This is a genomic window from Labrenzia sp. THAF191a (genome assembly GCF_009363335.1).
GTDB classification, from domain to species: domain Bacteria; phylum Pseudomonadota; class Alphaproteobacteria; order Rhizobiales; family Stappiaceae; genus Roseibium; species Roseibium algicola.
The window spans coordinates 4,104,770-4,122,312 of sequence record NZ_CP045333.1 but is presented as its reverse complement, the minus strand read 5'-3'; the positions used below and the strand labels follow the sequence as shown (position 1 = coordinate 4,122,312).

Annotated in this window: 15 protein-coding genes; 8 read left to right on the top strand and 7 right to left on the bottom strand. The window is 57.9% G+C overall.

Annotated elements, in window-relative coordinates; translation table 11 throughout:
- The first annotated feature begins 439 nt into the window (after nt 1-439).
- The 3 genes from FIV05_RS19075 (at nt 440) to FIV05_RS19065 (ending at nt 4,915) form a co-directional block, all read left to right on the top strand.
- A complete protein-coding gene (locus tag FIV05_RS19075; protein WP_062488627.1) occupies nt 440-1,087 on the top strand; it encodes a TetR/AcrR family transcriptional regulator in 648 nt (215 codons plus the stop codon).
- 126 nt (nt 1,088-1,213) lie between these two features.
- Nucleotides 1,214-2,695, top strand: a complete 1,482-nt coding sequence (locus tag FIV05_RS19070) for a protein adenylyltransferase SelO (RefSeq protein WP_152510626.1) — start codon at nt 1,214-1,216, stop codon at nt 2,693-2,695.
- A 156-nt stretch (nt 2,696-2,851) separates the two neighbouring features.
- Complete coding sequence (locus FIV05_RS19065; RefSeq protein ID WP_152510625.1) at nt 2,852-4,915, top strand: M13 family metallopeptidase; 2,064 nt, start codon at nt 2,852-2,854, stop codon at nt 4,913-4,915.
- A 39-nt stretch (nt 4,916-4,954) separates the two neighbouring features.
- Here FIV05_RS19065 and FIV05_RS19060 read toward each other — a convergent pair whose 3' ends face one another.
- On the bottom strand, nt 4,955-5,542 hold the full coding sequence (locus FIV05_RS19060; RefSeq protein WP_152510624.1) for a TetR/AcrR family transcriptional regulator: 588 nt from the start codon (nt 5,540-5,542) through the stop codon (nt 4,955-4,957).
- 111 nt (nt 5,543-5,653) lie between these two features.
- Between FIV05_RS19060 and FIV05_RS19055 the strand changes: the two genes are divergently transcribed.
- The 3 genes from FIV05_RS19055 to FIV05_RS19045 all read left to right on the top strand — a co-directional run bounded on the left by FIV05_RS19055 (nt 5,654) and on the right by FIV05_RS19045 (nt 10,171).
- A complete protein-coding gene (locus FIV05_RS19055) occupies nt 5,654-6,352 on the top strand; it encodes a PspA/IM30 family protein (protein WP_152510623.1) in 699 nt (232 codons plus the stop codon).
- 15 nt (nt 6,353-6,367) lie between these two features.
- Nucleotides 6,368-6,649 carry a YiaA/YiaB family inner membrane protein gene (locus FIV05_RS19050; protein WP_022998340.1) on the top strand — a complete coding sequence of 94 codons (282 nt, stop codon included), beginning with the start codon at nt 6,368-6,370 and terminating at the stop codon, nt 6,647-6,649.
- Nucleotides 6,650-6,751: 102 nt separating this feature from the next.
- Nucleotides 6,752-10,171: an acyl-[ACP]--phospholipid O-acyltransferase gene (locus tag FIV05_RS19045; protein WP_152510622.1), complete on the top strand. Its 3,420-nt coding sequence runs from the start codon at nt 6,752-6,754 to the stop codon at nt 10,169-10,171.
- A 144-nt stretch (nt 10,172-10,315) separates the two neighbouring features.
- Here FIV05_RS19045 and FIV05_RS19040 read toward each other — a convergent pair whose 3' ends face one another.
- Nucleotides 10,316-11,683, bottom strand: a complete 1,368-nt coding sequence (locus FIV05_RS19040; RefSeq protein WP_152510621.1) for an aminotransferase class V-fold PLP-dependent enzyme — start codon at nt 11,681-11,683, stop codon at nt 10,316-10,318.
- 39 nt (nt 11,684-11,722) lie between these two features.
- Between FIV05_RS19040 and FIV05_RS19035 the strand changes: the two genes are divergently transcribed.
- Nucleotides 11,723-12,100 carry a metalloregulator ArsR/SmtB family transcription factor gene (locus tag FIV05_RS19035; RefSeq protein WP_286202204.1) on the top strand — a complete coding sequence of 126 codons (378 nt, stop codon included), beginning with the start codon at nt 11,723-11,725 and terminating at the stop codon, nt 12,098-12,100.
- A 201-nt stretch (nt 12,101-12,301) separates the two neighbouring features.
- The gene (locus tag FIV05_RS19030) at nt 12,302-12,730 is read left to right on the top strand and encodes an HIT family protein (protein ID WP_152510620.1); all 429 of its coding nucleotides are present in this window, start codon (nt 12,302-12,304) and stop codon (nt 12,728-12,730) included.
- Nucleotides 12,731-12,817: 87 nt separating this feature from the next.
- On the opposite strand, the gene FIV05_RS19025 is transcribed toward FIV05_RS19030, so the two are convergent.
- The 5 genes from FIV05_RS19025 to FIV05_RS19005 form a co-directional block, all read right to left on the bottom strand.
- On the bottom strand, nt 12,818-14,431 hold the full coding sequence (locus FIV05_RS19025) for an ABC transporter substrate-binding protein (protein WP_152510619.1): 1,614 nt from the start codon (nt 14,429-14,431) through the stop codon (nt 12,818-12,820).
- A gap of 237 nt (nt 14,432-14,668) precedes the next feature.
- Nucleotides 14,669-15,319 (bottom strand): glutathione S-transferase family protein, encoded by a 651-nt coding sequence (locus FIV05_RS19020; RefSeq protein ID WP_152510618.1) that lies wholly within the window; start codon nt 15,317-15,319, stop codon nt 14,669-14,671.
- Nucleotides 15,320-15,404: 85 nt separating this feature from the next.
- Complete coding sequence (locus tag FIV05_RS19015; RefSeq protein ID WP_152511983.1) at nt 15,405-15,779, bottom strand: AzlD domain-containing protein; 375 nt, start codon at nt 15,777-15,779, stop codon at nt 15,405-15,407.
- Nucleotides 15,779-16,540 (bottom strand): AzlC family ABC transporter permease, encoded by a 762-nt coding sequence (locus FIV05_RS19010; protein WP_075282957.1) that lies wholly within the window; start codon nt 16,538-16,540, stop codon nt 15,779-15,781. Before FIV05_RS19010 ends, FIV05_RS19015 begins: the two co-directional genes overlap by 1 nt.
- A gap of 130 nt (nt 16,541-16,670) precedes the next feature.
- Nucleotides 16,671-17,375, bottom strand: a complete 705-nt coding sequence (locus tag FIV05_RS19005; RefSeq protein WP_022998329.1) for an SDR family oxidoreductase — start codon at nt 17,373-17,375, stop codon at nt 16,671-16,673.
- Nucleotides 17,376-17,543 lie beyond the last annotated feature (168 nt).

Below are 17,543 nucleotides of genomic sequence, written 5' to 3'. Positions count from 1 at the left end.
TGGTATCCTTTGCCCAAAATTCTTGACCGTCCAGGCATTGACTGAACGGTTCGGTCAATGGCATTTATATGTTCATCCCCTTGGCGAACGCAAGGGTTCCGGCGAAATTTTTGCGACGCACAAAAGCCCCCTGTTCAACAACCTGGTTGATCGAGACGGCAACAAGACACTTTGGGAGGGGGACGCGAGACGCATCACCTGTCCGGAAGTCGGATCCTGTCGAAGATTTTTTTTGGGGGGCGTTTTGACTTGCAGACACAGCTGGTCTGACCAGGAAAGATTGAATGGTTCGTCCTGTTGGCCGATAGTGTTGAGATTGACCAACCACCTGCCGAACAGTTGACCTTTGCATTTATGGGAATGCTTTTTGAGAAAAACCGTGTGTTTGACAGAATACTAGCGATAAACTACTGAAAGACGGCAGAAATTCGAGATTGCGATGACAACCGAAACACAGGAACTACCGGCGACAGCCGAAGATCCGGCTCAGAAGACCGACAACGCCAAGTGCAGACAGATTCTTGCCGGCGCACGAAAAGTCTTCCGGGCGAAGGGGTTCGATGGCGCCAGTATGGAGGTTATCGCCAAGGAAGCCGGCGTTTCCAAAGGCACGCTCTACGTCTACTTCAGCAGCAAGGAAGCGCTGTTCGAAGCGCTGATCCTGCAAGAACGTTTCAGCCAGGCGGAAATCCTGCGGGAAACCCTCGTCAGCAGGGCTGACGTCAAAAGTGATCTGCACCGTATCGGCCGCAGTTATCTGCAGAAAATGGCAAACCCGGAAAAATTGTCGACCCTCCGCATGGTGGTAGGCGCTGCGGAAAAATTCCCTCAGTTCGGCGTTCTGCTCTACGAAGCCGGTCCATGCCAGGGCCGACGCGACCTTGGTGCCTTCATTCAGGAGCGGATCGACCGCGGCGAGTTGAAGGACTGTGATGTCGAACTGGCAGCAGGCCAGTTTTTCGATTTGTGTGTGGCGGGCGTTCTGAGGCGCATGCTGCTCAATGCCGGCCCGAAGCCGAGCGAAGAAGAAATCGAAACCAATGTTGCTGCAGCGGTGAAGGTGTTTCTGGCGGCCTACGCAGCGTGACACGCCGCGCTGCCGCCCCCCTCAAAGTTCACATGAATTCGATTTCCGACCTGACCGGGGCGGACAGACGGCCATAACTTCCTATATTAAGCGGTAAAGCTATTTCCACCGCACACTGTAGGTTCCATGACCGCCCGACCGCCCATTTTTCAGTTCGACAATTCCTACGCACGGGACCTGCCCGGCTTTTACGTGGCCTGGGAAGGCGCGAAGGTGCCAACGCCGCAGATTGTGGTGTTCAATCGTGAACTTGCAAAAGAACTCGGTCTTGATTCCAACCTTCTGGAAACATCCGAAGGCGCAGAAATCTTTGCCGGGGTCCGTCAGCCGGACGGCGCATCGCCTCTTGCCCAGGTGTATGCCGGCCACCAGTTTGGCGGCTTCTCGCCACAGCTGGGGGATGGCCGCGCGCTTCTTCTCGGAGAGATCATCGACAGCACCGGCAATCGGAAGGACATTCAGCTGAAAGGGTCGGGACCGACCCCCTTCTCCCGTGGCGGAGACGGCAAGGCTGTGGTGGGGCCGGTCCTGCGCGAATATATCCTCGGCGAAGCCATGCATGCACTCGGCATCCCGACGACACGAGCACTGGCAGCGGTAACCACCGGAGAAACCATCTACCGGGATGGTCCGAAACCGGGCGCAGTGTTGACCCGTGTCGCCGCAAGCCATTTGCGGGTGGGTACCTTCCAGTATTTTGCGGCACGCGGTGAAACGGAAAAAGTCCGCCAGCTCGCCGACTACGCCATTGCCCGCCACGATCCGGATCTTGCCGGACAGCCGGACCGCTATATCCGGCTGTTTCGGGGTGTAGTCGAGCGCCAGGCAGCGCTGGTCGCCAATTGGGTGCTTGTCGGCTTCGTTCACGGTGTCATGAACACCGACAACACGACGATTTCCGGCGAAACAATCGACTATGGCCCTTGCGCTTTCATTGACGCCTATGATCCGGCAGCCGTTTTCAGCTCCATCGACCACGGTGGACGATACGCGTTCGGCCGCCAGCCCGTCATCATGCAATGGAACCTTGCCCGGCTTGCCGAAACTCTGTTGCCCCTGATCCAGCCCGATGATCTGGACAAGGCAGTCGAACTGGCAAGCGCCGAACTCGGCCGCTTTCCTGATATCTACCGCACATCCTGGCTGAACGGGATGCGCGCAAAGCTGGGTCTGGTGGAAGAAACCGCGGAAGATCAGGACCTGTTCGAAACGATGCTTTCGGTCTTGCAGGAACAATCGGTCGATTACACGCTCTACTTCCGGCACCTGAGCGAGGCTGCTATTGGCGCCCCGCAAAAACTGCGCGAACTTTTTGTCGATCCGACGCAGTTAGACGACTGGCTGGAGCGCTGGATGCAACGCCTTGAAAGCGAAGGCAGAGCGCCGGCGGAAACCAGGGCGGCGATGAACCTTGTCAATCCGCTCTACATTCCACGGAACCACAAGGTGGAAGCGGCACTCCAGAGTGCGGAAACAGGAGAGTATCTTTTACTCAACGAGTTACTGGATGTTCTAAAAGCTCCGTATGAAGAACGCCCCGGCTTTGAGAGCTATGCCCTTCCTGCCCCGGAGGCGTTTGGTCCCTATCAAACCTTCTGTGGAACGTAAGGCTAAACCGTGCGCACCTCTCGGTCGGTTCGATTGCGCCAGAAGCCACCTCGCTCTTGAACGCCGCCGCCACAAGCCTTGCAGTAATCGGATTGCCATCTGCGGCCGGAACTCTATTCTTACGTAAGGTAAAAAGACTTCCCTGGGGGCGCTGAAATGAAAATTATCCCACTTCTGCTGACGAGCGCGGTGCTGCTGTCCGGATCTGCCTTCGCTGAGGAAAACGGCCTTCCCCCACTCACCCCGGACGACCTTCAGTTCTCACCCGAGAACATGGATACCTCCGTGGATCCGGCCGACGATTTTTATCGCTATGCCTCAGGCAAGTGGCTCGACCGGGTGAACCGGCCAGCAGACAAGGCGCGTTGGGATGTTTTTTCGATTATCGGCGAAAGACTGATCAAGCAGCTTGCGGCTGTTTCCGAAAAAGCAAGCGAAAGCTCCGCGGAAGCGCCCAAGGGTAGCCCGACGCAGCTCGTTGGTGACTTTTACAAGGCCTATATGAATGTCGAGGCGATGGATGCTGCAGGCATCGAACCGATCCAAAGCGACCTGGACGCCATCGAAGCCCTGGAAACCCTGGACGACCTCACCCGGTTCGCGGCTGACCAGGCCGCAATGTCCGGACCTGCCCTGTTTGCGATTTTCGCACCGAGTGCAGATCCAGCCGACAGCAAGCGCTACGCCATTTTTTCAGTAGGTCCCAGTTTCGGCGTTGAGGACCACCATCTCGAACTCTTGCGCAACAAGGAAGGCGATCCGCGCATTCCTGCCTACCGTGCCTATGTGGCGGAAATCATGAAGGTCGCCGGTTATCCGGAGGACGATGCCGCTCGCATCGCCGACATCACACTTCGAATAGAAACAGCGCTTTATGCCGGGATACTGACGCCCGAAGAAGGCAACGATCCACGCAACCGCTACAGCAAACTTGGTTATGAGGAGGTCCAGGCACAGGTGCCGGAATTCGACCTCGATCTCTATCTTGAAACAGTCGGCTTCGAGAAACCCGACGCAGTCTACATGTTTGAACCAAGGGCTTTGCCTGAGCTCTCAAAAGTGCTGAAGGAAACACCGCTTGAAGATCTGAAAGCCTATGCGGCTTATCGGGTTATCGAAAACTACAAGGAATTCCTGACATCCGCCTTCGAAGAACCCGCCAAGGAGTTCAATCTTGTCCTGACCGGTGCACGAACGGACCGCCCTCGCGAGGAGCACCTGTACGACCTCCTGAAAGAGAACCTCGGCCATCCTGCCAGCCAACTCTTCGTTGAAACCTACTATTCCGACGAGACCAAAGCCGAAGTCATCAAGATGGTCGAGCGCATTCACGGGAAGTTTCGCGAGCGCGTCGAAACGCGGGATTGGTTGTCGGAAGATACTCGCGCCGAAGCCCTGAAGAAGGTCGACACCTTCTACTACAAGGTCGGCTATCCCGACGAATGGGTCGATTATTCCAAACTCGAGATCGGGGCCGATCCCGTTGCAAACATGCGCAATCTTGGAGCCTTTTCCATGAACCGCATGCTGGAGAAAATCAAGAAACCCGTCGTGCACGAGGAATTCAACACGCAGTCAACGCTGCCGATCGTCATCAATGCCGCCTATACACCTTCCATCAACGGCTTCGAGGTCAATGCGGCCATCACCCAGCCGCCAGCCTATAGCCACGATATGGACGCTCCCTTGCGTTTCTGCCGGATCGGCGCGGTCATCGGCCACGAAATGACCCACGGTTTCGACAGCGGTGGCCGCCGATACGATGCGGAAGGCAACTTCCGTGACTGGTGGACGGAAGCGGATGCAAAGGCCTTCGACAGGGAAGCCCAGAAACTCATCGACCAGGCCAACACCTTCGAAGTGCTGCCTGGCCTTAACGCCAACGGTCCGCTCAACGTCCGAGAGAACATGGCCGATGTCGGCGGCATCACGCTCGCCTATGAAAGCCTGATGGATTATCTGGCCGAGCACCCTGAGGAAAATGTCGAGATAGATGGCCTGTCGCCGGCCAAGCGCTGTTTCATCGGCTGGGCCCAGTTCTGGACGGCCAAGGCCTCCGACCCGTTCCTGCGCATGCTTGTCGCCGGTGACGGGCATCCTCCGAGCCCTTATCGAGCTTTTGCGGCCCTACAACATGTCGATGCGTTCTACGAGACTTTCGGCATCGAGGAGGGCGACCCGATGTGGCTGCCACCGGAGAAACGGGTGAGAGCCTGGTAAACCTCAGCAGGATAATCTCCAGCCTGGCAGCCAGGGACTCTACCCTGCCAGGCGCTCGACCAGAAAGTTCATTTCCTGCTCCAGCTTTTCTCCCGACAGGCCGACGAACCGTGCTTCCAGGCTGATCGTGACGAGACCGTGTACCGCCGCAAAAGCGGTGCGTGTCCGGGCTGCAAGGTCTTCTTCCTGCATGCTTGGATCGAGTTCGCGCAATGGTGCTGCGATGAAGCCGAGAAGCGCGATATTTTCCTGAATATGCCACTCAGGCACCGCCTTGCCTTCAGGCAAGTGATGGCTGAACAGTGTCATCCAGAGGTTTCGATTGTCGCGCGCAAACCCCAGATAGGCCAAAGCCAGCACCTTGAGCCGTGCCAACGGCTCGTCCACGGTTTCGACTTTCGATGCCATCAGATCCTTGATGCGGCCGAGCGTCACCGAGTTGACCGCAAGCAACAACGCATCCTGGTCCGCGAAATGCTTGTAGACCGACCCTACCGAGTAACCGGCATCAGCCGCGATCTTTCTGATGTTGACCGCTTCCATGCCCCCTGCTTCCACGGCGGCAATCGCCGCTTCCAGAACGCGACGATGGGTTTCTTCGCTTTTTGCTTTTTGAACTCCGGCCATTAACCGTATCGCACCTCAAAAGTGAACTTTGTTCATTTTTCATCTTGACCTAATCAAAATGATGTGGCTTTGTCAAATAGTGAACAACGTTCACCTTTTGAGAGAGGCACGATGTTTGAGCCATTCATGAACCAACTGAGGGCGCTGTTTCTAACCAGCGCCGAGGAAAGCCGGGACAATCAGTCTCTTGCTCTCCTCTCCATCAACACGCGTACAGCCGCCGCTTCCGTCCGGGCTGCCCAGGTTGCTCTGGCCCGCGCCAAGGCAGAACAGCAGCAGGACCGCAAGCGGCTGTGGCAAATCAATGCATCCCTCGAAGATCTGGAGAACAGGGCTCGCAACGCCCTCCTCAAAGGTCTTGAACCCCTCGCGAGAGAGGCTGCGGAAGCTATCGCACTTCTGGAAGACGAAAAGTCGGCGCTCGAAGAGGCAATCCGATCGTTCGACGGTGATCTTTCAAGCCTCACGGAAACCTTGCACCGCGCCCAGAGCCGTCTGCGCGCCCTAAAGCGCGGTGAACGCACCGTTGAAGTTCGCGACCAGATCCAGAAAGCACAGTCCTTTGGCTCCAGTACAGGCCAGTCGGCGCTCGCCATTGCAGAAGGACAGCTGGAGGACATCCGCCGACGCCAGGAACGCGACCAATTGGCCGAACAGGAATTCAAGACCTTGTCGGCAGCGGATAACCCGAGTGCGGTTATCGAAAAACTGGGCGATGCCGGTTGCGGCGCGCCTGTGAAAACCAGAGTGGACGATGTGCTCGCCCGCCTGAAATCCGACATTCCGCTTCTTCTGGAAAAAAGCAGCTAACACGAGGACAAGACCATGCAGGAACCCACAGTCAAACATTCCAACAACTGGACCATTTTTACCGCCGGCAGTTTCGCTGTTGCCGCTATCATGATGGCCCTGGGCATCTGGAACCTTGAAGCAAGCTTCTCCGCGAAAGGCTTCTACGCAATGGCCGCAATCATGCTGGTCCATACAGCGGTCACCTTGACCAAGACCATGCGTGATCGCGAGGAAGCCAACAAGTTCCATAACCGCCTGGAAGACGCAAAGACGGAAAAACTGCTGATGGACATCAGCAAGCCGGAACAAGTCTGATCCAGAAATTAAACCGGGCGGAGTTTCTAACTCTCCGCCCGGGTTTCAAAGATTGAAGGTTATGAAGCAGATTGACAGATAGCTGCTTCGAAGGAGGACCTCATGAGCGCGTCACTGATGACATCCAGGCGTTTCGCACCGCTCTTCTGGACGCAGTTTTTCTCTGCATTCAACGACAATTTCCTGAAAAACGCCTTGGTGTTCCTTGTGTTGTTCCAGGTTGGTGGACACGGTGCAGACGGTGACAACACCGGTGTTCTGATAACGTTGGCCGGGGCTGTCTTCATCGCGCCCTTCCTGTTTCTGTCCGCACTCGGGGGCGAACTCGCAGACAAGTTCGACAAGGCTCGGATTGCCCGTGCAACCAAGCTTGCAGAAATTGCAGGCGCAGGCCTGGCCGTGACAGGCATGGCTCTGTCCTCCCTCCCCATCCTCTTTGCCGCGCTGTTCGTGTTTGGTGCCATGTCTGCCTTGTTCAGCCCGGTCAAATACGGGCTGCTCCCGGATCATCTGCCGGCTTCAAACCTGCCGCGCGCCAATGCGTGGATAGAAGCGGGAACTTTTCTGGCAATCCTGGGCGGTACGATTTCCGCCGGCCTTTTGTTCAGTACCGGTGCTCCCACCCTGATCTTTGCTCCAGTGATGATAGCCCTGGCTCTCGCATGTTACGGGCTGAGCCGGCAAATTCCCTCCGCACCGGCAGCAGCCCCTCATCTGACGATTGACTGGAACCTTGCAACGTCCACATGGTGCGTGGTGAGAGATCTGGCTGTCGATCGTCGTCTCTTCCTGGTAGCCATGATGAATGCCTGGTTCTGGCTCATCGGCGCCATGGTGCTCGCTGTTCTGCCGCTGATGGTCAAGACGTTCCTGGGCGGCGAAGAAATTGCCGTCACCTATTTCCTGACCGTCTTCGCCGTTTCGATCGGCATCGGGTCGGCAATTGCCGCCTGGCTTCTGGCTGGCCGCGTCGTCCTTTTGCCGGCTCCCGTCGGAACGCTTCTGCTGGCGCTCTTCTGCCTGGATGCGGCATTTACCCTGGCAGGCCTGCCGGCCACCGCAACAGCATCTGGCTTGCGCGAGTTCCTGACCCATGAGGGCGTAATCCGTCTCAGCGTCGATATGGCCGGCCTTGCCATTTCCGGAGCTTTGCTCGTTGTTCCCACCTTCACGGCACTCCAGACCTGGGCGAAACCGCAGGTGCGTGCCCGCCGGATAGCAGCGTCCAACGCCCTTGGCGCTGCCCTGATGACGGTTGGCGGACTGTTGCTGGCAGGAGCCCAGAAACTTGGATTTTCCGTTCCCGCAATTTTTCTGGCGCTGGCCGGGCTGAACCTGGTCGCAGCTATCGTGATGCTCAAGATCCTGCCGACCAACCCGATGCGCGATGCGATCTCGATCCTCTATCGCGCCATTTTCCGGATGGAAGTCAAAGGCCTGGAAAATCTGGAAAAAGCCGGCGAAGCCCCGATCCTGGCGCTGAACCACGTTAGTTTGCTGGACGCTGGCCTGGCTCTGACCCTGACTGACAAGAAGCCGTCCTTCGCCATCGATTATGACATTGCCCGGCGCTGGTGGGTCAAACCCTTCCTGCACCTTGCGAATGCCCTGCCGATCAACCCGTCAAAACCCATGGCCACCCGCGCATTGATCAAGGTGGTGAACTCCGGCGAACCGATGGTGATCTTCCCGGAAGGCCGGCTGACTGTCACCGGCAGCCTGATGAAGGTCTACGACGGCGCGGCAATGGTGGCCGACAAGACCGGGGCCATGATCGTCCCGATCCGTATCGACGGCCTTGAAAAAACGCCGTTCTCCTACCTGAACCCAAGCCAGATCCGCAAGCGTCTGTTCCCCAAAGTGAAGGTGACAATCATGGAACCTACCCGCCTGGACCTCGACGACGAACTGAGGGGACGTCAGCGGCGCGCTGCAGCGGGTGCCAAGCTGTACAGCGTCATGTCCGAACTGATGTTTGAAACCAGCCTGACGGAAGACGTGACGATCCTGGAGAAGGTAATCGCCACGGCCGAAGAATACGGCTACGGCAAGCTGGCGGTTGAGGATCCGGTGTCCGGAAAGCTGAATGCAGGCAAACTGCTGACAGGCGTTTCCGTTCTTGGCCGCAAACTGTTGCAGCACACCGGTGGAGAAGACACCCTCGGCATCATGCTGCCGAATGCCAATGGCGCTGCCGTTACCGTTCTGGCGACCATGTCTGCCGGCAAGGTGCCCGCCATGATCAATTTCACCGCCGGTCAGGAAAACATTCTCGCTGCCTGCCGTGCTGCGGATGTTCGTACGCTGTTGTCTTCCCGCGCCTTCGTCAAGCAGGCTCGCCTGGAGCAACTGGCTTCAAACCTGGAAGACCACGTTCGCATCATCTGGCTGGAAGATCTGCGCTCTGAAATCGGCTTCATGGACAAGATCCGCGGCCTTCTGACCAAAAGTCGCCCCCTGGTACGCAGGCAAGCGGACGACACGGCAGTGATCCTGTTCACCTCCGGATCGGAGGGAACACCGAAAGGTGTTGTGCTGACACACAGGAACATCCTGTCCAATGCCACGCAGGCAGCCGCCAGGATCGATTTCACTCCGAACGACAAGGTGTTCAACGTCCTGCCGATGTTCCACTCCTTCGGCCTGACGGCGGGCACCATCCTGCCGCTGATATCCGGTGTGCCGGTCTATCTCTATCCCTCGCCCCTGCATTACCGGATCGTTCCGGAGCTGATCTACACCTCCAATGCAACGATCCTGTTCGGCACGGACACCTTTCTCAATGGTTATGCCCGCGTTGCCCATGCCTACGACTTCCGCTCCCTGCGCTACTGTTTTGCAGGCGCGGAGCCGGTGAAACCGTCAACCAGGCAGATCTATCAGGAACGCTTCGGTCTGCGTGTTCTGGAAGGATACGGCGTGACCGAGACCGCACCGGTCATTGCGCTCAACACGCCGATGTACAACCGTCCGGGCACGGTCGGCAAACTGATGCCCGGCATGAAGGCACGCCTTGAGCCCGTACCTGGTGTGGAAACCGGCGGCAGACTGCATGTGTCGGGACCGAACGTGATGGTCGGTTATCTGAAGGCCGAAAATCCCGGCGTCGTCGAACCACTTGTCGACGGCTGGCACGACACCGGCGACATCGTCGAGATCGATGACGACGGCTACATCATCATCAAGGGCCGCGCCAAGCGCTTCGCCAAGATTGCAGGCGAGATGGTGTCTCTGTCCGCCGTGGAAGCCCTGGCGGGTCAGATCTGGCCGCAGCATCTGTCCGCAGTTGCCGCCATCAAGGATGCCCGCAAGGGCGAGAAGCTGGTGCTCGTGACGGAAAACCCGGATGCGGACCGCGCAGCTTTCGTTGAAGGCGCCAAAGCCCGAGGCGCACAGGACCTGATGATACCGGCAGAAGTCCGTGTGGTATCCAAGGTTCCTGTCCTGGGTTCCGGAAAGCTGGACTTCGCAGCGGTTGCAAAACTGGTCAAAGACGGATCTGAACTGGGCGAAGCCGCCTGACGCAACTATCGTCCTCGCAATTCATCTCTGCGGTACCAGGTATTTGACGAGAGAATTCGTGGTCATACGCTCGAACGCGACCCTGTCATATCTGTGGCCCGAAAGGACCTGACCAGGGTCGCGTCTTCTGCGAAGTGAGCTGCATCAGGCCGGGGCCATCACCTCGGCCTTTGCCTTCGCAACGGCAGCTATCAGCCGGTCGACATCTTCCGTCCGGGTTGACCAGTTCGAGACGCTGATGCGAAACCCCTGTCGCCCTTTCCAGGAGGCCTGACCGAACCAGGCTTCACCGGAAGCCTGAACATGGCCAGCGATGCGGGCACAGGCGTCTTCAGCCCCCGGCAGCGTCGCAAACACCTGGTTGAAATGCACCTCATGCGGTACTTCGAACCCGAGCGCTGTCAGATCCCCTGAAATGCGCCTTGCATGACTGTGAAAACGGCTCAGCATGTCCTCCAGGCCTTGCCGGCCGAGGGAAAGCAGCGCTGCCCAGGTCTCGGCTCCGCGGGCAGACCGGCTGAATTCAGGAGCGCGGTTGGCCGGGTTTGATACGGTCGCCGGCAGATAGGTGGCCCCGATTGCCATCGACGCCTGCATTTCCTGCGGATGGCGGCACAAGGCCAAGCCTGAATCATATGGCGTGTTGAGCGTCTTGTGGCTGTCGACCACCCAGCTGTCTGCCTTCTCAAGCCCTTTGAGCGCCGTTGCCGTATCGCTGCAGGCCCTTGCCCACAGCCCGAAAGCGCCATCAACGTGAAGCCAGGCACCAGCGGCATTACACTTGTCGCCGAGTTCGTCAAATGGATCGAAGGCTCCGCTGCAAACGTTTCCTGCCTGGCACAAAACGAGCGTGCGATCATCCAGTTCGGGTAGCTTGTCGATCCGCATCCGCCCCTGATCGTCCACTTCCACCCACTCGATCGATTTTGTGGCCAGGCCCGCCATCCGAAGGGATTTCAGCACGGTTGCATGAATTTCGGCGCTGGCGACAATCCGCAAGCCGGGAGCGCCAATCAGGCCCTCTCCTCTTTCGTGGCCAAGGCGCGACAACAGTGTGTCGCGCGCAGTGACCAGTAGCGCCATATTGGACATGGTCGCACCGGTGGTGAAAGCGCCATCAGTACCTTCAGGCAACCCCAGAAGCCCTACGATCCAGGACACCGCCGTTTCTTCCATCTTGATCACCGAAGGTCCCGTCAAACCGTCTGCAACCTGATCCCACGCGGAGAGCAAGGCCCGGGCCGCGGAGGCTGCAGGCAATGCGCCTCCTATGACATAACCGAAGTACCGGCCTGCCGCCGTCGCAACAGTGCCCTCACCGCCTACGGTCTCGAGCAGATCAAGAATATCGCCAACGTCGGCGCCCTGCTCCGGCAAACCGGGATCGAGCTCGGCAAGACGAGACAAATTCGGCCCGACGCGCCGATCCGGCAAGTGTTTCAGATAACGCACGCCGCGCGTCGCGCCGTTCGAAAAGGCTTCCGCTTGAAGGCCGAGAAGGCTATTTTCCATGTTCGAACCACCAATCCATATCGAAGAGTATCTATATAGATGAATATCAATATAGATGTAGAGTCAAGTTCATTGGCGATGGCGGCACTGGCGAGCCCCGTGCGGCTGCAGATCCTTTTGTGGCTGCTCGACCCTCGAGCCCACTTTCCCCGCCAGCGGGACGGAGACCTCGTGGATGACGGCGTGTGTGTCGGTTTCATCACCGACAAAGTGGGCCTCAGCCAACCGACCGTCAGCTCACACATGAAAAAGATGTCGGAAGCAGGCCTGGTAACTGGAAAGCGGATCGGCAACTGGATGTTCTACAAACCCGACAGGACAAGGCTTGAAGACCTGGGATTGAAGCTCACATGCGCATCGCAAACGGATCCTGAAGCCTCAAATGCTGGCCAACCGGCCAGCGAAACCGTTTCCTGAACAACCGCGGCTTGAGCAAACTCATCCCGGCGATCCTGCCGCAGTCGCGGCTTGCAGCTGCAAGAAATCTCGGACTAGATCAGGAGTAACTCTTGATCGGAATCGATTGATAGTCCTTTGATCAACCCTGAAGTGTCGGGGTGGCTCGTTTCTGAACACCGCTTCGCGAAATTCTTTTGCCTACCAGACAGGAATGCAAACATGTCCGCACCCGCTTATGACGACCAGAATGTCTTTGCCAAAATCCTGCGCGGCGAACTGCCGAGCCACAAGGTTTACGAGGACAACAAAACACTGGTGATCATGGACATCATGCCCCGCGGCGATGGTCATGTTCTGGTGATCCCGAAAGCCCCTTCCCGCAACATCCTGGATATCGCACCGGATGATCTCAACGCGGTCATGGCAACAACGCAGACCATGGCCAGGGTGGTGATCAAGGCCTTTAATGCCGACGGCACGACCATCCAGCAATTCTCGGAGCCTGCCGGTGGCCAGGTGGTGTTCCACACCCATGTCCATGTCATTCCACGTTTCGAGGGCGTGTCGCTGAAACCCCACACCGGTGCGATGGCAGACAATGACCTGCTGGCAGCGCAAGCAGAAAAGATACGAGCCGCACTGGCCTGAGCCAGGCGAGCATCTCCAGCCATTCAGCACACAACAGACAACGCCCGCCTGGCTTCAAACCGGGCGGGCGTTTTTCTCGATGCTCAATCAGCTATCGAACCACCAGCGGCTGCAGGCACGGGCACCGTCGAGCTCCCAGCTCGATGCCAGTTGCTCACCATGCTGAACATTGCTGCGGCGGGCATAAACGAAGTTGCGGAAGAACGGGATGATCGTGCCGCCGTCGTCATGCGCAAGCAGCGCCATTTCCCGGTACATCTCTGCCCGCCTGGTGTCGTCCAATTCGGCCTTCGCCATCAACAGCAGTTCGTTGAAACGCTCGTTCTGCCAATGGCTCTCGTTCCAGGCGGCGTCGGACTTGTAGGCCAGCGAATACATCACATCCGGTGTCGGACGCGCACCCCAGGCCACCACACAGAACGGCTTCTTCAGCCAGACATCCGAGTAATAGCCGTCGTTCGGTTCACGCACGACCTTGATGTCGATGCCCGCCGCCTTGGCATGCTCGGCATAAAGCACGCAAAGATCGACCGCGCCGGAGTAAATGGATTCTGCAGAGGAAATGCTGATGGATAGTCCCTCGGCACCGGCCTTTTTCAGCAATGATTTCGCCTGGTCCGGATCGTAGTCGTGTTGGGGAATGTCATCCGGCCAATAGGGCATGGCTGGCGAATGGTGGAAATCGTTCGCCTTTGTCGCTGCACCAAAGGCGATCTTCTCAATGATCTCGTCGCGGTTCATCGCGAGCTTGAGTGCGTTGCGAACATCCTTGTTGTCAAACGGAGGCGTATCGCAGAACATCGGCATCGTGAGCGTCGAGGCAGACGGCACATTGTCGATCTCCAGGTTCGGATTGCGCGCAAGCAGACCCATCGTCTTCAGATCGATAAGCGAAACGGCATCCACGTCGCCAGTAACCAGAGCCGTCTGGCGGGCGTTCGGATCGGTCAGGATGATCAGTTCCACACCGTCGAAATGTGCACCATCCAGATGCCAGCCGTCATGGCGCGTCAGCGAGAACCTGACACCGAAGTCACCGGTTTCGATCTTGTAGGGACCGGTACCGTCGCCCGAAGCCCAGTCGATCGAGCCATCGGTGTTCGCCGGACAGATGGCCAGATGGTAATCGGTCATGAGCCACGGCAGATCCGCATTGCCCGATGACAGTTTGAAAACGATCGTGTTGTCGCCGTCCTTGACGATATCAGCGACGTCGGTCAGCAGAGCCTTGGCCGCGGAGGTCGTGCTGTCGCCGCGGTGGTGGTTCATCGATGCAATGACGTCGTCGGCTGTCATCTTGCGGCCGGAGTGGAAGGTAACGTTTTCGTTGAGCTTGAAGGTCCATTCCGTTGCGTCCGCATTCGCCGTCCATTCGGTGGCGATATCCGGCCCAAGAGACCCGTCTGGTTCGATCAGGGTAAGGTAACTGCGGTGAGTATGCGCCAGCACGATCATGGCGATGGTGAGATAGGTGCCCGGATCGTGGGTGTCTGATGTATTGCCGTCATGAATGCCGACCTTGAAGGTTCCGCCCTGCTTTGGTTGCGCCTTGGCTTTCGTGGTCCAGAGCCCAGTTACGGCGGAAGCTGCAACACCGGCAGCCATGGAATAATTCAGGAAATCACGGCGGGAAATGCGGCCAGATTTTGCGGCCTCACCCAGTTTTTCCAGCATTTCCGTATCTTTGAACTTGTCCTTCATCGTCAGATTACCTCCAAGTTTGCAGTCACCATCTGGCTTGCGCCCGGTTTCAATCGTTAACTCTAGGTCGGCTGCGTTTTATCCGATCATCCCCCATTCGAAGTTTAGTGCCGCAAAAACGACGTTTCGTTAGATAGTGCGCGGCAAAAGATTGTCCTGTCAGGATTGCGGATAGAAGAGAGGGAAACTGCAGACGGTGCTGCGCATCGCGGAGAAGACGCCGGCTGTGACAAGATCTTACGCGACGCCCGCCTGAACTGCGGCGTCTTCCTGCTCCTTGGCCATGTTCTGGTCTTCCTGCAGCACCTTGACCACCGACGGCCTTTCCGCGAACCGCTCGATATAGGCGGTGAATTCATCGAATTCCGGTACGATGCCGAACATTGTTCCCCACCGCAGCCCCATTCCCCACAGAACGTCGACAGCCGTCATCCGTTCACCCAGAACGAAAGGTCCCTTTGCCAGCTGGGCACGCATGCTTTCCATGACGGTGTCAAACGAACCATAGGCGGACATGGAATGCGGCGGTTCTTCGCGCTTGAGTGCGCGGTCGATCATTGCCGGCTCAAAACAGGATGCCATATGCACGAACCATCGCAGGTACGGTCCGCGCAGTGGATCATCCAGCGAGGGGGTCAATCCTTTTTCGGGAAACAGATCGGCCAGATAGACATAGATCGCGACCTGTTCGGTAATGACTGCCTCGCCAACGCGCAATGCCGGAACTTTGCCAGCCGGGTTGACGGCAAGATATCGGGGTGTCCGGTTTTCACCCAGCTTCAGATTGAGCACATTCAGCTTGTAAGGTGCGCCCAGCTCCTCCAGGAGAACACGTACGCCGGTGGCGCGTGTCTGTGGTGCGTAAAAGAGTTCGACCTGATCCGCCATGTTCCTCTCCTTGAACGGGTGCAATCGCCGTTCTCTTCAACCTAGCCTATCTGGCGGGCAAGTGAACACGGGAAATCGCTTGGTGTCAGGAAGCCATCGTGTCGAGGATCAGCCAACCGGAAACGAGAAAGATTTCTGCGGCAAGTACGCCAACAAACACACGTTGCCGGGCTGCAAAAAACGATGCAAAGCCGAAACCGGCGGCAGCCAGACGCAGCCAGAGAGGTGTTTCTGCCAGCACACCTTGCGGGAACAGGATCAGCTTGGAAATCACTCCGGCAACCAGCGCAGTTGCAACACAGCGCACCCAGATCAGCAGTTCGCCGTCTTCACGCAGCCTGCCACCAGCAAAGACACCCAGCCATCGCCAGACGTCAGTTGCAAACCAGCCGGCGATGATGATCATCACCAGTGGCCACCAGGTTTCGGATACCAATCCACCTGCCGTTGATCCCTCCATCACGACAGCCCCCTGCGCATGATCCTGGTTCCGAGGTAGGCAATCGTGCCGCCAACAAGGCCGGTCCAAAGCAGATCCAGCCCGGGCAGATAGGTGAAGAAGACCGGTCCGAGCAGCAGTCCTGCGACCATGGCCGCCCGGTCGGCATTGAGCCTTGCCGCCCCCCAGAGCGAGCACAGGAAATAGACAGGCGTCAGCAGGAACAAGGCACCCGCCACCATGCCCGGCATGCTTTCAACCAACAGATAGGAGACGCCGGTCATGCAGAAGACGAAGCTGGTCACCGCCGCGCCGAAACCAATGAAAAACGGCAGACGCCCTTCCCTCGGCATGTCCGGCAGGTGCTTCATCGCGAACACCCAGGCAGTCACCGCAACGAAATGAGACGCGATCAGCAATTGCCAGGTCTTTGTCTTGCCCGGCACCTTGACCAGCGGCATCAAGGCCATGGTCATCGGCATCAGACGGACTGATGCAAGAGCGACGGCAATTCCGGCAGGAAGGATTCCCATTCCGGAGGAAATCGCGCCTGTCAGAACCACGATGGAAGGCAGTGCCCAGACGAAACCGGTCATTGCCAGCGTCTCAAAGAGCGTCAGTCCTGTTTCACGGGCAAGCCCCGCATACCCGACAAAAGCTGCAGTCAGAATAAACGCTGGAATAGACACCGCCGCCCGCGCTCCACGCGCCATCCAGACCCGGGCATGCTCCGGCGGGTTCTGGGATTCCTGGTCGATATCTGGCTGATCAGGAGCCGTCATCAGGCTGACTCATCTCTGGGCAGTTAGTAAGGTAGCCTTACCTTTTTGGAGATTTTCTGTCCAGAGTGCCAATTGGCGAAAGAGTTCGGCACGCGAATTGCCGAACTCCCTTTGTTGCCGTCTGAACAGCTCACACCGACCGCGTCAGCCCGCCATCGATACGTATGTTCTGACCTGTGATATAGGCCGCCTCGTCGCTGGCCAGGTAGGCGATCAGGCTTGAGATCTCGTCCGAGCGGCCGTAGCGGCCCATGGGGATACGCGCCAGGCGATCTTCCTTCTCCGGCAGGCTGTCTATGAAACCGGGCAGGATATTGTTCATGCGCACGTTCTCGGCAGCGAACTTGTCGGCAAACAGCTTGGTGAAGCTGGCAAGCCCTGCCCGAAACACACCGGAAGTCGGAAACATCGGGTCCGGCTCGAAGGTGGCGAATGTCGAGATATTGATCACCGTTCCCCCACCTTGCGCAGCCATGATCGGGGCGACAAGGCGTGCCGGGCGAATGACGTTCATCAGGTAGTAATCCATGCCGAGGTGCCAGTCCTCGTCGGAGATTTCCAGAATATCGCCTTTCGGGCCATGTCCGGACGAATTGACGAGAACATCGATCCGGCCAAGAGCGTCCACCGTCTTGCTGACAAAAGAGGTCAGGTCGTCTGCAACCAGATTGGATCCGGTGAACCCGACCCCGCCCAATTCCTCCGCAAGCGCTTCCCCCTTGCCGGAGGACGACAGGATTGCGACCCGGAACCCATCTGCAGCCAACCGTCTTGCTGCATCGGCCCCCATGCCGGAGCCGCCAGCGGTGATCATCGCAACCTTGTTATCGCTCATGTTCGTTCTCCCGAAAGTGTCTGCTTCATAGCTAGGCAAGCAGCCGGGCGGCGGCAAATGATTTTCCTGAATGGTTTCAATTCCAAACATGAATGAGAACAAGCGCAGTACGCCTGTCGGAGGACAGGTCCAGAGCGTGAACCAACCCGGCCGCTTCGCGCATTGCGC